This is a genomic window from Kitasatospora sp. NPDC048296 (genome assembly GCF_043201815.1).
Taxonomy (GTDB): domain Bacteria; phylum Actinomycetota; class Actinomycetes; order Streptomycetales; family Streptomycetaceae; genus Kitasatospora.
This window is the reverse complement of record NZ_JBICZB010000044.1, coordinates 1-15,251: the sequence shown is the minus strand read 5'-3', so window position 1 is coordinate 15,251 and position 15,251 is coordinate 1. Positions and strand designations below refer to the sequence as shown.

14 protein-coding genes are annotated in these 15,251 nt (G+C 73.7%); 8 read left to right on the top strand and 6 right to left on the bottom strand.

Going from position 1 to position 15,251, the window contains the following annotated elements:
* Window positions 1-16 precede the first annotated feature (16 nt).
* Complete coding sequence (locus ACGF12_RS24270) at window positions 17-1,018, top strand: GlxA family transcriptional regulator (protein WP_393033750.1); 1,002 nt, start codon at window positions 17-19, stop codon at window positions 1,016-1,018.
* 391 nt (window positions 1,019-1,409) lie between these two features.
* Here the strand turns inward: ACGF12_RS24270 and ACGF12_RS24265 are convergent, their stop codons facing one another.
* Window positions 1,410-1,883, bottom strand: coding sequence for an ATP-binding protein (locus tag ACGF12_RS24265; RefSeq protein ID WP_393033747.1), 474 nt, complete (start codon window positions 1,881-1,883; stop codon window positions 1,410-1,412).
* A gap of 555 nt (window positions 1,884-2,438) precedes the next feature.
* On the opposite strand from ACGF12_RS24265, the gene ACGF12_RS24260 reads away from it, so the two are divergent.
* Entirely contained in the window at window positions 2,439-3,008 is a 570-nt protein-coding gene (locus tag ACGF12_RS24260; protein WP_393033744.1) for a sigma-70 family RNA polymerase sigma factor, read from the top strand.
* Window positions 3,005-4,210 (top strand): zf-HC2 domain-containing protein, encoded by a 1,206-nt coding sequence (locus ACGF12_RS24255; RefSeq protein ID WP_393033741.1) that lies wholly within the window; start codon window positions 3,005-3,007, stop codon window positions 4,208-4,210. The genes ACGF12_RS24260 and ACGF12_RS24255 overlap by 4 nt, the downstream gene beginning before the upstream one ends.
* Window positions 4,211-4,216: 6 nt before the next feature.
* Here ACGF12_RS24255 and purU read toward each other — a convergent pair whose 3' ends face one another.
* Both purU and ACGF12_RS24245 read right to left on the bottom strand, forming a co-directional pair.
* The gene (gene purU / locus ACGF12_RS24250) at window positions 4,217-5,083 is read right to left on the bottom strand and encodes a formyltetrahydrofolate deformylase (RefSeq protein ID WP_393033738.1); all 867 of its coding nucleotides are present in this window, start codon (window positions 5,081-5,083) and stop codon (window positions 4,217-4,219) included.
* Window positions 5,084-5,196: 113 nt separating this feature from the next.
* Window positions 5,197-5,712 (bottom strand): hypothetical protein, encoded by a 516-nt coding sequence (locus tag ACGF12_RS24245; RefSeq protein WP_393033736.1) that lies wholly within the window; start codon window positions 5,710-5,712, stop codon window positions 5,197-5,199.
* Between the two features lie 173 nt (window positions 5,713-5,885).
* On the opposite strand from ACGF12_RS24245, the gene ACGF12_RS24240 reads away from it, so the two are divergent.
* A complete protein-coding gene (locus ACGF12_RS24240; RefSeq protein WP_393033733.1) occupies window positions 5,886-7,187 on the top strand; it encodes an ABC transporter substrate-binding protein in 1,302 nt (433 codons plus the stop codon).
* A gap of 86 nt (window positions 7,188-7,273) precedes the next feature.
* Here ACGF12_RS24240 and ACGF12_RS24235 read toward each other — a convergent pair whose 3' ends face one another.
* Together ACGF12_RS24235 and ACGF12_RS24230 are read right to left on the bottom strand one after the other, a co-directional pair.
* Complete coding sequence (locus ACGF12_RS24235; protein WP_393033730.1) at window positions 7,274-8,428, bottom strand: hypothetical protein; 1,155 nt, start codon at window positions 8,426-8,428, stop codon at window positions 7,274-7,276.
* 204 nt (window positions 8,429-8,632) lie between these two features.
* The gene (locus tag ACGF12_RS24230; protein ID WP_393033727.1) at window positions 8,633-10,009 is read right to left on the bottom strand and encodes a transcriptional regulator; all 1,377 of its coding nucleotides are present in this window, start codon (window positions 10,007-10,009) and stop codon (window positions 8,633-8,635) included.
* Window positions 10,010-10,369: 360 nt separating this feature from the next.
* Here ACGF12_RS24230 and ACGF12_RS24225 point away from each other — a divergent pair, with 360 nt between their 5' ends.
* Window positions 10,370-11,020 (top strand): bifunctional DNA primase/polymerase, encoded by a 651-nt coding sequence (locus ACGF12_RS24225; RefSeq protein ID WP_393033863.1) that lies wholly within the window; start codon window positions 10,370-10,372, stop codon window positions 11,018-11,020.
* Window positions 11,021-11,492: 472 nt separating this feature from the next.
* On the opposite strand, the gene ACGF12_RS24220 is transcribed toward ACGF12_RS24225, so the two are convergent.
* Window positions 11,493-12,185 carry a metal-dependent transcriptional regulator gene (locus ACGF12_RS24220; RefSeq protein ID WP_393033724.1) on the bottom strand — a complete coding sequence of 231 codons (693 nt, stop codon included), beginning with the start codon at window positions 12,183-12,185 and terminating at the stop codon, window positions 11,493-11,495.
* A 220-nt stretch (window positions 12,186-12,405) separates the two neighbouring features.
* On the opposite strand from ACGF12_RS24220, the gene ACGF12_RS24215 reads away from it, so the two are divergent.
* The 3 genes from ACGF12_RS24215 to ACGF12_RS24205 all read left to right on the top strand — a co-directional run bounded on the left by ACGF12_RS24215 (window position 12,406) and on the right by ACGF12_RS24205 (window position 15,162).
* The gene (locus ACGF12_RS24215; RefSeq protein WP_393033721.1) at window positions 12,406-13,170 is read left to right on the top strand and encodes a sugar isomerase domain-containing protein; all 765 of its coding nucleotides are present in this window, start codon (window positions 12,406-12,408) and stop codon (window positions 13,168-13,170) included.
* A gap of 206 nt (window positions 13,171-13,376) precedes the next feature.
* A complete protein-coding gene (locus ACGF12_RS24210) occupies window positions 13,377-14,285 on the top strand; it encodes a DUF4231 domain-containing protein (RefSeq protein WP_393033718.1) in 909 nt (302 codons plus the stop codon).
* Window positions 14,286-14,307: 22 nt separating this feature from the next.
* On the top strand, window positions 14,308-15,162 hold the full coding sequence (locus ACGF12_RS24205) for an alpha/beta fold hydrolase (protein WP_393033860.1): 855 nt from the start codon (window positions 14,308-14,310) through the stop codon (window positions 15,160-15,162).
* Window positions 15,163-15,251 lie beyond the last annotated feature (89 nt).

Genomic DNA, 15,251 nt, shown 5'->3' with positions numbered 1-15,251 from the left:
GGCGGAAGGGAACGGCATGGCGCACCTGGTCGCGGTACTGGCGCTGGAGGGTGTGATCGCCTTCGAACTCGGCATCCCCGCCCGGATCTTCGGCATCGCCAGGGACGGCGAGGGGCGGCCGTGCTACCAGGTGGCCACCTGCACGGTGGACGGCGGGCCGGTCGGCACCAGCACCGACTTCCGGATCGCGGTCGACCACGGCCCCGAACTGCTGGAGCGGGCCGACACGGTGGTGATCCCGGCCTCCCACGACGCCGGCCCGGACGGCGTCGACGCCGCCCTCACCCCCGAACTGGCCGCCGCGCTGCGCCGGATCCGGCCCGGCACCCGGCTGATGTCGATCTGCACCGGCTCGTTCCTGCTGGCCGCCGCCGGCCTGCTGGACGGCCGTCCGGCGACCACCCACTGGAGCTACACCGACCGCTTCGCCCGGATGTACCCGCAGGTGAGGCTCGACCCGGACGTGCTCTACACCGACGACGGCGACATCCTCACCTCCGGCGGGGTGGCCGCCGGGGTGGACCTGTGCCTGCACGTGGTGCGCCGCGACCACGGCAGCGCGGTGGCCAACGCGGTGGCCCGGGCCTGCCTGGTGCCGCCGTGGCGCGACGGCGGCCAGAAGCAGTACGTGGAGGCCCCGAGCCCGATGGAGACCGGCGGCTTCAGCACCACCGCCGTCCGCGCCTGGGCGCTGGAGCACCTGGACGAGCCGCTGCCACTGCGCCAACTCGCCGACCGGGTGGGCATGAGCGTACGGACCTTCACCCGGCGCTTCCGCGAGGAGACCGGCGCCAGCCCGGGCCAGTGGATCACCACCCAGCGCACCGAGCGGGCCCGTCAGCTGCTGGAGCGCACCGACCTGACGATCGACCAGGTTGCCCGGGAGTCCGGATTCGGCACCGCCGCCTCGCTGCGACTGCAACTGCGCGGTCGCCTGGACGTGGCCCCGAGCGCCTACCGGCGCACCTTCCGGACCACCCCGGCCGAGGCCGGACCAGAGGTGCGGCGCGCATCCTGAGTGAAGCCTGGGAGAAGACTGGCGGTTGGCCTGAATTCGCCGCTCCCGCAGGGCGCCACGGACGGCGGCCGACCGCGCGCACCCCGAGCGCAGCGTGGCAGGCCGCCATCCGATCGCGACGCGCGGGCCCTGAACCCGCGCCGCGGCCTCCGCACTCGCCGAGGAAAGGCCTGCGACCGGCGGTCCACGGTCCCCCCTGCTGGCGCGATCCCCCTGGACAGCAGCACCATGGCGGCGGACGGACATCCCCTCGGCGTCCCCTCGCAACGGAGAGCCGCACCCAAGCGTGATCAGTCGGATACGTCACGTCAATGGGTAGTCCGAAATTCGGAATGGTTGCGTCACCTTTCGGCCGGTGATCGGCACCGACCGGGGACCGCACCGAAAGCCGCTATTGCGCCAAAGCCGCCCAGTCCGCGCCCTCCAGCGGATCGGCCGGGCGGGCCTCCGCGCCGATCTCGCACCAGACCCGCTTGCCCGAGCCGTCCGGGTACCAACCCCAGCGCTCGCAGAGCAGCTCGACCAGTTCCAGGCCCCGCCCGTTGGTGGCGTCCTCGTCCGCCCCGGCGTGCCGCGGGGCTGGGGCGGCCTGACTCGCGTCGGCCACCTCCACCCGCAGCGGGCCGGCCGGACCGTCCTGCGCCGCACCGTCGGCCAGCGGCAGACAGAGTCTCAGCACGGCCGGACAGCCGGTGTGCACCACGGCGTTGGTCACCAGTTCCGAGACCACCAGCACGACCGTCTCGGCGATCGGCTCGTCCGGGTCCACGCCGTGGTTCAGCAGCCGCGAGCGCACCCACCGACGGGCCCGGCCGACCTCGGCGGGGTCCGCCTGCACCGCAAGCTGTACCTGAAGAACCTGCACCGCTCCACCACCCGCACTCGCAGTTCGGCCATCGTCCCGATCGGGCCGGATCGGCCGGCGGCCCTCGCACATCGCCCGGTGCCACCCGAGGCTCACCCGGGCGCTCGCCGACCCGTCCGCCTGGCACCGACTCGTCCGCGCCAACTCGTCGGTCGCGCACCGGCCGCGACACGAATACGCCTCAGGATGGGTGGGCGGGCGGACCGCAGCAAGCGCTTCGGGCATATTCCGGCGATCGGGGGACAGGGCAGTGCATACTGTCCCGTTCACTCTCGCGAGCCTCGCACCGGCACTCGTCCGACCCGGGCCGACCTGCCGGTCCTACAGGCGGGAACCTACCGCCGGACACCCCCCGCACCCCGCCCGCCACTCGCGAACCACCCGTGCGACATATGTCCAGCCGACCTCGAACGGCGCCGTCGGCGGACCGTCCCACGAGCGGACCGTCCAACCATGTGACGATCCACCGGACCTTGCCGGATTCCCTCCCACCGCGAACCGGCCACGGGATACCGTTGGGTAACGCCAGCGAACCGGGCAGGAGGGTGGTTCCCGATGGCCACCCCTGACCGCACTCCGCGCTGGGACGAGCAGTTGCAGCGGCGCCTCGCCCGCGGCGAGGAGACCGCGCTCGGCGAACTCTACGACCAGCTCGCGCCGATGGTGCACGGCCTGGCCGGGCGGGTACTCGCCGACCAGGCGGCCGCCGCCCAGCTCACCCGGGAGATATTCGCCCACGTCTGGGAACACCCCGAGGACTTCGACCCCGCCCAGGGCTCGCTGCGCTCCTGGCTCGGCGCGCTCACCCACCGCCGCGCGGTCGAGCGGCTGCGGGCGCGGCGCGCCGCCGAGTGGACCGGGGGCGGCGGCCCCGGCGCGGCCGAGGAGGAGATCCGCACCGTGGCCACCGCCGCGCGCGTGCAGTACGTGGTCGATTCCCTGCCGCAACCCCTGCGTGAGACCATCGCGGTGACGTACTACGACGGCCGCACCTACCAGGAGACGGCCCGGATGCTCGGCATCAGCGAGCAGGCCGCCAAGCAGCGGATGCGGCTCGGCCTGGAACTGCTGGCCACCGAACTGGCCGACGAGCGCGCCCGCCAGGACGAGGACGGGAACAGGTGAACAACTCCGAGGAGCAGCACGACGCCCAGCGCTCGCTGCTCGGCGCCTGGGCCCTCGGTGCCTGCCCGCCGCGCGAGGCCGCCGAGTTGGAGCAGCACCTGCGCGACTGCCCGGAGTGCGCCCGGGAGGCGGCACGGCTGCGCGACGCGGCCGGCTGGCTCTCCCTGGACGAGCCGCTGGACCAGCCGGGCTCACTGCGCCAGCAGGTGCTGGACTGGTGCCTGGCCCGCCGCCCGGCCGAACTGCCCGTCCCCGCCTGGGGGATGCCGTACACCGCGGAGACCGCCAAGCTCGACGCGCTGCTGCGCGACCTCGGCCCGGAGGAGTGGCAGGAGGTGGCCGAACTGCCCTGGCACGGCGGCACCGAGCGGCTGCGCCCGGCCGAGGTACTGGGCCGGCTGACCGCCGTGGACGGCGTGCTGGCGCTCGCGCTCGGCCTGCCCGACCCGGTGCCGGCCACTGCGGCTGCGCCCGTGCCCGCCCCGCCGGCCGAGCGGCGGGTGCCGCCGCAGGAGACGGCCGTCCCGGCGCCGCGAGTCCCGCCCCAGGGCGGCCCGTACGCCGCGCTCACCGCGCGCGCCGCGCGGCTGCTCGCCGACCAGTCCGACCTGCCGCCGCAGTCGGTGCGCTCCAGGTGGCGGCGGCAGACCCACGACCTGGTGCGCGGTGCCGCGCTCGCCCCGCAGGGCGGCGCCCCGGTCGACCTCGGCTTCGCGGTGCTGCCGCTGCGCGACGCCTTCGTGGACCGCGCCCTGGAGCGCTACGTGCACGGCGAGGACGTGGCCCGAGCGGTCGCCTACCCGTACGACCCGCCGGCCCCGCAGCACCTACGGCAGATGGTGGAGCTGGTGGTCCGGCTGCTCCCCCAGGCGCTGGCCGGGCTGCGCGCGGCGCGCCCCGAGCACGCCGGGGCGCCGGGTACGTCGGCCGGGAGCCCGACGGCCGACGGCGCCGTGGGCGGCCGGCGGCTGCGGCTGGTGGTGGACGGTCCGGCGGCCGGCGAGTGGCTGGTGCCGCTGGACGGTCCGGAGGCCGGGCCGCCCGGCGGGGAGCCGGTGGCCTCGATGGTGCTGGACGGCCTGGAGCTGTGCCAGTTGGCCGCCGCGCACCGCGATCCGGACCGGCTGCCGGTGGGCGAGCACGGCGACCGGGCCGCGGTGCGCGAGGTGCTGCACGCGCTGCCGCTGCTCTCGCGGCCGTAGCCGGGATTACGCGAAGACGACCGTACGGGCGCCGTCCAGCAGCACCCGGTGCTCGCTGTGCCACTTGACCGCGCGGGCCAGCGCCTGGCACTCGACGTCCCGGCCGAGCGCGACCAGCTGGTCCGGGCTGACGTCGTGGGTGACCCGGGCCACCTCCTGCTCGATGATCGGGCCCTCGTCGAGGTCGGCGGTGACGTAGTGCGCGGTGGCGCCGATCAGCTTCACGCCTCGGGCGTGCGCCTGGTGGTACGGCTTGGCGCCCTTGAAGCTCGGCAGGAAGGAGTGGTGGATGTTGATCACCCGGCCGGACAGCTCGGTGCACAGCTGGTCGGAGAGCACCTGCATGTAGCGGGCCAGCACGACCAGTTCGACGTCTTCCTTGGCGACCAGGTCCAGCAGCTGCCGCTCGGCCTCGGCCTTGGTGTCCCTGGTGACCGGGATGTGGTGGAACGGGATGCCGAAGCCCTCGGTCAGGTCCCGCAGGTCGGTGTGGTTGGAGACCACCGCGGCGATCTCCACCTGCAGCGCGCCGATCCGGGTGCGGTAGAGCAGGTCGTTCAGGCAGTGCCCGAACTTGCTGACCATCAGGATGATCCGCATCCGCTGCTCGGTCGGGTGAATCTGCCAGTCCATCCCGAAGGAGACACCGATCGCGGCGAAGCTGGCCCGCAGCTCGTCGGCGGTGACCGGCTCGGGGGCGGAGAAGTGCACCCGCATGAAGAACAGGCCGCTGTCCCCGTTCCCGAACTGCTGGCTGTCGATGATGTTGCAGCCGGTCATGAAGAGGTAGCTGGAGACAGCGTGGACGATGCCCTGCTTGTCGGGGCAGGACAGCGTGAGGACGTACTGGGCGCTGACCGGCTGCTGTTCCACTGGGGGTATCCCGTCCTGATGTCGTACGTGGGTGGATGGTCCAGCGTGTCACATCCTGGACAGTCGCCGCCCCGCTGCCCGAACTGCGGGACGGCGCTGCCCGACGGACAGCCTCAGACCTGGGTGAGGATGCGCAGCACGTCCAGCGACTTGGGCGCCGCGTCCGGGTCGTCCCCGTCGCCGACGGCCAGCGCGACGTGCGCCTCCCGGGCGGCCCGGACGGTCTCCGCCCAGCCGGGGTGGCCGAGGTAGGCGGAGGCCGGGGCGTCCGCGCCGACCTCGTGCAGCATCTGCACCGCGCGCAGCACCGCGACGTCGACCAGGGCGGCCTCGGCGGAGTCGCGGAACATCGTGCCCACGTACTTCTCGGCCGACCAGCGGTCCAGCCAGGTGTCCTCGACCAGCCGGTAGACGGCGTCGGTCACGTCCCCGTACCCCTCGCGGCCGGCCAGCCAGGCCTCCTGCTGGAATCCGGGGTCGGACAGCATGTGCAGCGCCGAGCGCAGTCGCGCTCGCCAGCGCCACCAGGGCAGGTCGTTGAGGGGCATGCCGCCCATCGTGCTGGAGCGGTGGCCCGGACGAGAAGGGTTTCGGGCAGACCTGTGCGAAGAATCTGTGCTGGCGGACATGGTGAACGATCGTACGTTCCCCCTCTGTTCGTGCTCCACTCGCGATCTACACGCGTACCTCTTCGGATTTCAGCTCCCGTTTGCCGAACGTTCGCATTTCGGCCCTCTCGGCTTGTGGCTCCCGGGCTTGGCTGGTTCCGGTGCGCCGGATGGCGCCCAGAGAGGGAAGACCGATGACCAGCCGAAGGGACTCGTTCCGGGCCCGTCCCCCGATCGCCCGACGCCGCCGTCGGCGCCCGATCGCCGCCGCGGTGACCGCCGCGGTGCTGCTCCCCACCCTCTTCTCGGCCTCCGCGTGCGGCGGATCGGCCGACGCCTCCAGCAGTGCCGACGAGCTGACCGTGATGACCTGGGCCCCGTCCGACACCGGCTCGGCCGACCGCCCCGGCATGACCGCGCTCGCCGAGGCGATCGGCCAGGACGTCAACATCAAGGGCGGGCTAAACGGCCACCGGCTGCACGTGATCACCTGCAACGAGCACAACCGGGCGGATGGCGCCAAGGCCTGCGCCCAGCAGGCGGTGGACGCCAAGGCGGTCGCCGTGATCGGCTCCTACAGCCAGTGGGGCGACGCCTTCATGCCGCTGCTGGAGCGCGCCGGCATCCCGCTGATCGGCGGGTACGGCCTCTCCCAGCCCGAGTTCTCCAGCCCACTGTCCTACCCGGTGGACGGCGGGATGCCCGCGCTGATCGCCGGCAGCGGCCGCCAGCTGGTCGACGCCGGCTGCAAGGCCGTCTCGCTGGTCCGCCCGGACACCCCGGCCGGTGACAACCTGCTCGGCTACCTGGGTAACGCGCTCAAGCCGGCCGGGATCAAGCTGCTGGACGTCAAGACGCCCGAGCAGTCCTCGGACTACACCCAGTGGGTCCGCAAGGCGATCGGCAGGGACGACCCGGGCAACTGCATCACCAGCGCCCTGGCCGCCGAGCCGACCGGCAACCTGCTGGACTCCTACCGGCGGCAGAACCCGAAGAACACCCGGATCGCCTCGGTGATCGGCAGCGTCCAGCAGTCGGTGGTCGACTCCACCGGCGGCGACTCCGGCCCGCTGTCCGGCGCGTTCGTCTCCGGCTGGTACCCGCCGGAGTCGGCCAAGGTCTGGGACGGGCTGCGCGCGGTGGTGCGCTCCGACACCACCGGCGGGCGGCCCATCGACGTCTCCGACCCCGGCGTGCAGACCACCTGGGTCGCCTACGAGGTGTTCCGGTCGGTGTCCGAGAAGCTGTCGGCGGCCGGCAAGCCGGTCACCGCGAAGTCGATCACCGCGCTGCTGGACAGCGGCGAGGGCATCGACGTGGGCCTCACCCCGCCGCTGAACTGGGGCACCACCAACATGCTGCCCAGCACCGAGTCGCCGCGGCTGGTGAACACCTGGGTCACCTACCAGGTGGTCAAGAACGGCCGGATGACCCTGCAGCAGCCGGGCTTCGTCGACGTCCGCTGGGTGCTCACCGGGGGCCGTCCCCCGGCCTGACCGGCGAAGCCGTCGAACGGGCGGGCCCGGCCGGGCCCGCCCGTTCACTCGCCTGCTCGCCTTTGGGCGCTCGGGGCGGGGCGCCGCTACAGGTCGCCGTCGCCCCGGCTGGGCAGCCCGGTCTGGGTGGCGATCGCGTTCCACAGGGTCGAGGCCTGCTTCTTCGCGGTGGTCGCCGTGCCGCTGGCCTGGACGGCGTTCTTGTAGTGCTGGTTGCCGGTGTCCGGCTTCTTCGGGTCGCAGGAGGCCTGGGCGTCCGTCGCCCAGGCCGCGTACTCGTCGTCGGCCTGGGCCGAGGCCGTCCAGGCGGCGTTGAGCTGGTCGATCAGCTGCTGGCCGCCGGGCAGCTTGTCGGTCTTCAGCTGGCCGAGCTTGGTCTGCAGCTCGCGCCGCTTGCCGGCCGCGGCGGCCAGGGCCTGCTGCGAGTCCGGGAGCTTGTCGCACTTCTGCACCGAGGCGACCGCGGAGACCACCGAGCTGCGGCTGTCGCTCGCCGTGCCCAGCAGGTCCGACAGCGGCTGCGCCTGGGCCTTGACCTCCGGGTCGACCGCCGCGCCGGAGCCGCTCGCGCTCGCCGTGCCGGGCGCGGTGCTGTTGCCGGTGGCGGCGACCGGGGTGGTCTTCTGGGCGCCCTTGGTGTCGTTCCCGCCGCCGCTCATCAGCACGGCGACCAGCACGCCGGCCGCCGCGCAGCCCGCCACCACACCGCCGATGATCAGCTTGCCGGACGGGCGGCCGCCGCGGGCGGAGCCGCCGACCTGGGTGGCGTCCGGGTCCGGCCTGTAGTTGTTCTGGCCGTAAGCCTCCTGGCCATAGGCCTCCTGGCCATAGCCCTGCGCGGGATACACCGGCTGCTGCGGCTGCGGCGCGTAGCCCTGGTAGCCGGGCCCGGCCTGCGGCGGGATGCCGTAACCGGGCTGCTGCACCGGGTAGCCGCCCTGCGGGTCGCCCGCCGGGTACGGCGGCAGGTGCTGGGTCTCCGGGGCCTCGGGATGCGGAACGCCGTAACCCGGCTGCGGCGCGGCGCCCCACGGGGGCTGCTGGGCCGGCACGGCCTGGGTCGGCATCGCGTGCGCGCCCTCGCCGAGGTACTCCGGCTGCCCGGACGGCTGCCCGACCGGCGGCACGGCCGTGGGGCCCTGCGGATGGCCCGGCTGGCCCTGGGGCTGGCCGGGCTCCGGACGGAACAGATCGTCCAGGTTGAAGTCACCCGAGTTGGGGTACGACCGGCGCTGGCTCAACGCGATTCCTCACCTGGGCCGGACCGCGGGCTGACGGCGGACCACATCTCGTCGGTTCTTGGGAGCATCACAGTTCCTTGGACGTCGCGCCCACGCTACCGGTTCGCCTCACCGGGTGACCACGTGGGCGGGACAATCCCACACGCTCCCTGCACAGACGATCCCAGGACCCGTCCCGCCGTCCGACGGGCCCCAGGACAGGCCCTAGGCCGCCTCCGCGTCCGCCCGGGCGTGGAACTCGCGCACCACCCGCTGCTCCCGGTAGGGCTCCAGCCGGCGCCGGAACTCGTCCAGGTACTCCACGCCCCGGTTGGAGCGCAGCCCGCTGAGCAGCCGCACCGCCTGGGTGCCCGTCTCGCAGGCGCGCTCCAGGTCGCGCTGCTGGAGCTGGGCGGTGGCGAGGAGCACCAGGTCCACCGCCCGACGGCGGACCCGGGTCGGCGGGTGCAGGTCGAGCGCCCGGCGGGCGTAGTGCTCGGCCTTACCGGCCTGTTCCAGGTCCCGGTGGCAGTGGGCGAGTTCGTCGGCGAGGTAGGCGTCGTCGAAGTGGGCGATCCAGTCCGGGTCGTCCTCCGCGCGGCGCTTCTCCATCATCTCCAGCGCCTTGGCCGACACCGCCTCGCAGGAACGGGCGTCGCCGAGCAGGGCGTGGCCGCGGGCCTCGGCGGCGTAGAACATCGCCATCGCCGTCGGGGTGGCGACCGTCCGGGCGCCCTCCTGGGCCGCGCGGGCCAGCTGGGCGATCTCCCGCGGGTTGCCGAGGGTGGCCGCCAGGTGGCTCATCGAGGCGGCCAGCACGTAGCCGCCGTAGCCCCGGTCGTCGGCGGCCTGGGCCAGCCGCAGGGCCTGGATGTAGTAGCGCTGGGCCAGCCCGGGCTGCCCGGTGTCCACCGCCATGTAGCCGGCCAGCTCGGTCAGCCGGGCCACCGCGGCGAAGAGCTGGCGACCGGTCTCCTCCCGGTAGGCGCCGCCGAGCAGGCCGGAGACCACCGAGTTGAGGTAGTGCACGACCACCGGGCGGACGTGCCCGCTGCCGAAGCGGTGGTCCAGGTCGACCAGCATCGCGGTGGTGGCCTTGATCGCGGCCACGTCGGTCGGGCCGACCCGGGGGCCGCCGCTGCGCGCCACCACCGGGTCGGGCGGGGTGATCAGCCAGTCCCGGCTGGGCTCCACCAGGGCCGAGGCGGCGACCGTCGCCCCGGTCAGGAAGTCCCGCCGGCCGACGTCACTGCGCCACAGCTCGCACACCTGCTCCAGGGCCGCGTTCAGGGTCGGCGCGAACTGCAACCCGATGCCGGAGCTGAGGTTCTTGCCGTCGGCCATGCCGATCTCCTCGACCGACACGCTGCGGCCGAGCTTGCGGCCCAGGGCCTCGGCGATCACGGCCGGCGCCTGCCCGCGCGGCTGCTGCCCGCGCAGCCAGCGGGCCACGGAGGTCTTGTCGTAACGCAGGTCCAGTCCGTGCTCCGCGCCGCACAGGTTGACCCTGCGCGCCAGGCCCGCGTTGGAGCAGCTGGCCTCCTGGATCAGTTGCTGCAGACGCTCGTTGGGCTGTCGTGCGACGAGTGGTCTCGCGGCCATTGGGCTTCGCCTCCCCACACCCTCCGGTCCCGGCCGGCGGGCGACGATTCTGCTGATCTGTTGCCGACTGTCCGACCGTCCAAGGAATCTGACACAAGGTTAGCGATCAGCAACGCCAGCGGGATACCCACGGTGACGAACCGCACCCCCCGCGCGCCCTGGGAAATGCTTCCGTGCGCCCCCGCTGCGCCTGCCTCCGCCCGCTCCAACTCGCTTGAGTCACCGGTTCGGGTGACATTGCCGGGATGCGCCCGACCGGGCCACGCCGGGCCGTAACCAGCCTCACACACGGTAGTTGAGCAGCGCGTGGAAGACATCCCCGACGCCCCCGGCCAGGACGAGAACGCCGGCCTGCCCCCGATGCTGATCGAAGCCGTCGGCTACGCCGAGAACCGCCACTGGGAGGTGGCCCCGGGCGCCTGGCTGATCGACGGCGACGGACCCGCCCACTGCTCCTGCGGCGACCCGCGCTGCGCGCTGCCGGGTGCCCACCCGCTGGACGCGGACTGGGCCCGCAAGGCGAGCGCCGGGCCGGGCGCGGTGCGCCGCTGGTGGACCGAACGGCCCAAGGCCTCGATCCTGCTGCCCACCGGCCGGTCCTTCGACGTCCTGGACGTCCCGGAGACCGCCGGGTGCCTGGCGCTGGCCCGGATGGAGCGGATGGACCTCCAGCTCGGCCCGGTCGTGGTGCTGCCCGCCGCGCCCGGCCGGGTGGGGCGGCGACTGCACTTCCTGGTGCTGCCCGGGGTCGCGGCCAAGTTGCCGGAGATGCTCCGCAAGCTGGGCTGGCCGCCCGGACGGCTGGATCTGGTCGCCCGCGGCGAGGGGGACTGGACGGTCGCCCCGCCGTCCCGGATCGGCTCCACCGGCTACGCCCAGTGGGCCCGCTCCCCCTCCGCGCTCAACCGCTGGCTGCCGGACGCCGCCGAGCTGATCAGCCCGCTCGCCTACGCGTGCGGCCGCGAGGCGCCCGCGCAGCACGCCCAGGCCGCCCAGCCGGCCGGCGTCTGACCCCCGGATCCTGCCGCCCCGCGCCCGATCGGGTGAGGGCGTGCACCGCGCGACACCACGCGCGCGAGTGACGGGCCTTGTCTCCCACCGGAGGCGGGGCCCGTCACACGCATGTGCGGATAAGACCCGGATCTACCCGCTGATCAAGCTAAGAAGCCCCTCGTACGAGTGACAGCGCTCAAGGATTGCCATGATCGGCCGAGGGGAGGAATTGCGGTGTGAGGGGACGCCGGAAGGGTCGCTCGGACGGGGAAGCCGGGCGAGGCGGTGGAGGGGAAACGGGAGGGACGGGAGGGAACGGAGGGGACCGGGAGGGAACCGGGGAGGACGGGAAGGGCCCGCTGCACGGGGAGCAGCGGGCCCTGATCGTTCGTACCGGCCGTTGTCGTTTCCTGTCGGCCGCTGCCGTCCGTGCCGGTCGTTCCGGCCGGACGGACGGGTCAGGCCGGACGGACAGGTCAGGCCGGACGGGTCAGGCCTGGGCGACGAACACGTGCTGGGCGATGTCCTTGCCCAGCTCCGCCGCGGTGTCCCCGGTGCCGACCAGCACACCGGCCACACCGGTGCTCACCTTCACCGTGGAGCCCGGCCGAACGCCGGCCCGGCGCAGGGTGCTCATCAGCTCGCTGTCGGTCTGGATCGGCTCGCCGATCCGGCGGACCACCACGCTGGCCCCCGCGGCACCCGGCTTGACGGTGTCCAGCGGGACGAGCGCGGCGTCGAAGCCCTCACCCTCGGCCTTGGCGTCGCCCAGCTCGTCCAGGCCCGGGATCGGGTTGCCGTACGGGGACTGGGTCGGGTGGCCGAGCATGGCGAGCACCTTGCGCTCGACCGTCTCGCTCATCACGTGCTCCCAGCGGCAGGCCTCTTCGTGCACCTGCTCCCACTCCAGGCCGATCACGTCGACCAGCAGGCACTCGGCGATGCGGTGCTTGCGCATGACGCGCACCGCGAGTCGGCGGCCCTCCTCGGTGAGTTCGAGGTGGCGGTCCCCCGCGACCTGGAGCAGGCCGTCGCGCTCCATCCGGCCGACCGTCTGGCTGACCGTGGGACCGCTCTGCTCCAGGCGCTCGGCGATCCGGGCGCGCATCGGGACGATGCCCTCTTCCTCCAGTTCCAGGATGGTGCGAAGGTACATCTCAGTGGTGTCGATCAGCCCAGACATCGCCGCTGGCTCCGTTCTTCGGTGTCCTCACCGCCAATTCTGACGTACCGCACCGACAAGCGGGCCCGCCCAGGGGTTTCCGGTACCGGTTTTCGTTCCTGTTGACAGCTGTGCTGCCGGGGCGCGACCGTGCTCGCCGTAGCTTTCTCCACTGGCGGTCTGGACCACCCCGGCCGCCCCACCGGCCGGCGCCCTCACCGGCAGAGAGCGGAGGCAACCGATGAACGACCTGGTCGGCAGGTACTTCGACGCCGCGATCGATCACCTGCGGCGGGTCCGCGAGGAGGAGGCCGACGCCATCGAGGCGGCCGCCGCCCTGCTGGCGGAGGCGATCTCCGCGGGCCGCCGGGTGTTCACCTTCGGCGCCGGGCACTCCTCGCTGCCGGCCCAGGACGTGGTCTACCGGGCCGGCGGGCTGGTCCCGATGAACCTGCTGAACGTGCCCGGGATGGCCGGGGTGACGACGATGCCCGCGCCGCTGGCCTCCGCCCTGGAGCGGGTCCCCGGGCTGGCCACCGCCACCCTGGACCTCACCCCGGCGACCGCCGGGGACCTGCTGTTCCTGATCTCGCTGTCCGGCCGTCAGGTGATGCCGGTCGAGCTGGCCCGCCACGCCCGGGACCGCGGCCTGAAGGTGATCGGGCTGACCTCGCTGGCATACCCGGGCGAGGTGCCCTCCGCGCACCCCTCCGGCAGCTACCTGAAGGACCATTGCGACGTGGTGCTGGACAGCAAGGTGGCGGTCGGCGACGGCGAGCTGACCCACCCGGGCGCCGAGACCTCCTTCGGCCCGGTCTCCACCATCGTGACCAGCGCGCTGATGCAGGCCGTGGTCGCCTCCGCGGTCGGCCGACTGGCCGACCGGGCCGCCGCCGGGGACGCCCCCGCCCCGCCGCTGTTCCGCTCCGGCAACGTCCCTGGCGGCACCGAGTGGAACGCCGAGCAGATGGCCGAGAACGCCGAGCGCATCCTCTACACCTACTGACGCACGCCGGGGGCCGATCCCGGCCCACGCTGGGTGCCGGGCCGAACACGGGGCGTATCGGACAAACCACCGGGGCTTCCCGGCCAATGCGGGCGGCCCCGCGGCCCGTGAGGCGTACCGGGAAGCCGCCCGGGGCAGGAGAGCGGTGCGACCGGAGCGACGGGTGGGGGCCGAACATGGCGTCTGGTGCGGGACGGACCGGGTGGGTGCGCGAGCGCGAGCTGCTGCCCGAGTTCTTCTGGACCGCCGACACGGCCTCCCTGCGGGGCCAGCGCCGCGCGGTGCTGCTCTCCGCCTGGGAGCTGCTCCTGCTGCTGGTCGCCGCGGCGACCGGCTCGGCCGACGGCGAGCCCTGGGCCTGGCCGGCGGCCGCGGCCTACCTGGGCGCGATGGCACTGGCCGTGGTGATCAGCCGGCAGAACCCGCAGGGCCTCTGGTACGAGGGCCGGGCCGCCGCCGAGTCGGTGAAGACGCTGGCCTGGAAGTTCGCCGTCCGGGCCGACGCCTACCAGCCGCCGCCGCGCAGCCTGCCGGACGCCGAGGGCCTGTACCGCTTCCAGCTCGACCGGGTGCTCGGCGCCTTCCGGGACAGCCCGGTCGCCGTGCCGGGTCCGGGGGCGGAGCACGCCGGGATCACCGAGGCCATGCGCGACCTGCGCAACCAGCCGCTGGCGGTGCGCCGCGAGGTGTACCTGAACGAGCGGATCCGGGTGCAGCACGACTGGTACCGCGCCAAGGCCCGCTACTGCGCCCGGGCCGGGCACTGGGCGGGCGTGCTGGGCGTGCTGCTGCCGGCGCTGGGCCTGGTGCTAGCGGTGCTGCGGGCGCTCGGCGCTTACACCTACGACGCGCTGGGCACGGTCTCCGCGGTGGCCGCCTCGGTCACCGCCTGGGCGCAGCTGCGCCAGTACCGCCCCCTGGCCGCCGCGTACGGGCTGGCGGCCGACGAGCTGGAGCTGATCCGCTTCCAACTCGCCCAACTGGACCTTGAGTCGGTGGACGCCGAGGAGATCTGGGCCCGGCTGGCCCGGGACGCCGAGGACGCGGTGTCCCGCGAGCACACCACCTGGCAGGCCCGCCGGGAGGTGCGCACCACCACCGACCGGGAGCACTGAGGAGGAACGCGTGGCGTTACGGATGGTCAAAACGGCGGACGGTCGCGCCCTTGCCGTCGAGTCCCTCGGCGACCCGCGCGGCCGTCCGGTGTTCCTGCTCCACGGCATGCCCGGCAGCCGGGTCGGCCCGCACCCGCGCAGCACCGTGCTGTACCGGCTGGGGGTGCGGCTGATCTCCTACGACCGGCCCGGCTACGGCGACTCCACCCGGCTGTTCAACCGCCGGGTGGCCCACGCGGCGGCCGATGTCCGCACCATCGCCGACGAGTTGGGGCTGGGCGGCTTCGCGGTGCTCGGCCGCTCCGGCGGCGGCCCGCACGCCCTGGCCTGCGCGGCCCTGCTGCCGGAGCGGGTGAGCCGGGTCGCGGTGCTGGTGGGCCTCGCGCCGCGCGACGCGACCGGCCTGGACTGGTACGCCGGGATGACCCCGTCCAACATCCGCGCCTACCGGGAGGCGGAGCGCGGGCACAGCCGGATCGCGGACTCGATGGAGTTCCGCTCGCGGCAGATCAAGGACGACCCGGTCCGGCTGCTGAAGGGGCTGCGCACCGAACTCTCCCCCGCCGACCGGGAGGTGGTGGCGGACAGCGGGCTGCGGCAGATGCTGCAGAGCAACTACCGGGAGGCGTTCCGGCACGGCGCGGACGGCTGGATCGACGACGTGCTGGCCTTCACCGCCGACTGGGGGTTCGAGGTCGGGTCGATCCGGGTGCCGACCTGGCTGTGGCACGGCGCGGACGACCAGTTCTCGCCGGTCGACCACTCCCGCTGGCTGGGCGACCACATCCCGGGCTCCGAACTGTTCCTGGAGCCCGGGGCTGCGCACTTCGGGGCGTTCCGGGTGATGACCACCGCCCTGGCGTGGGCGGCCGGCTAGGAGCGTGTCTCAGTAACCGGCAAGCGGCCGAGCGGTCGTGATCGGCGGGATCGGTCGTCGGCCGCTCGGCGCATGCCTGCTGGCGTCGG

Coding starts and splice junctions, on each gene's coding strand:
- ACGF12_RS24270 (WP_393033750.1), top strand. CDS start 17: ATGGCGCACCTGGTCGCGGTACTGGCGCTGGAGGGTGTGATCGCCTTC.
- ACGF12_RS24260 (WP_393033744.1), top strand. CDS start 2,439: ATGGCCACCCCTGACCGCACTCCGCGCTGGGACGAGCAGTTGCAGCGG.
- ACGF12_RS24245 (WP_393033736.1), bottom strand. CDS start 5,712: ATGTCCGCCAGCACAGATTCTTCGCACAGGTCTGCCCGAAACCCTTCT.
- ACGF12_RS24240 (WP_393033733.1), top strand. CDS start 5,886: ATGACCAGCCGAAGGGACTCGTTCCGGGCCCGTCCCCCGATCGCCCGA.
- ACGF12_RS24230 (WP_393033727.1), bottom strand. CDS start 10,009: ATGGCCGCGAGACCACTCGTCGCACGACAGCCCAACGAGCGTCTGCAG.
- ACGF12_RS24225 (WP_393033863.1), top strand. CDS start 10,370: ATGCTGATCGAAGCCGTCGGCTACGCCGAGAACCGCCACTGGGAGGTG.
- ACGF12_RS24220 (WP_393033724.1), bottom strand. CDS start 12,185: ATGTCTGGGCTGATCGACACCACTGAGATGTACCTTCGCACCATCCTG.
- ACGF12_RS24215 (WP_393033721.1), top strand. CDS start 12,406: ATGAACGACCTGGTCGGCAGGTACTTCGACGCCGCGATCGATCACCTG.
- ACGF12_RS24205 (WP_393033860.1), top strand. CDS start 14,308: ATGGTCAAAACGGCGGACGGTCGCGCCCTTGCCGTCGAGTCCCTCGGC.